Source organism: Desulfosporosinus burensis (assembly GCF_054657535.1).
In genome coordinates this window covers 1-222 of sequence record NZ_BAAHYN010000122.1, presented here as the reverse complement: position 1 = coordinate 222, position 222 = coordinate 1, and the positions used below count along the sequence as shown (strand labels likewise).

Annotated in this window: 1 rRNA gene; it reads left to right on the top strand. The window is 50.0% G+C overall.

The window, feature by feature from the left end:
• Positions 1–222 (top strand): 23S ribosomal RNA (locus ACYQ3Q_RS28670); the annotation flags it as partial.

The following is a 222-nucleotide window of genomic DNA, read 5'->3' as shown; positions in this document are numbered from 1 at the left end:
CGAAGCTTTGAATTGAAGCCCCAGTAAACGGCGGCCGTAACTATAACGGTCCTAAGGTAGCGAAATTCCTTGTCAGGTAAGTTCTGACCCGCACGAAAGGTGTAACGATCTGGACACTGTCTCAACGAGGGACTCGGCGAAATTGTAATACCCGTGAAGATGCGGGTTACCTGCGACAGGACAGAAAGACCCCATGGAGCTTTACTGTAGCTTGACATTGGA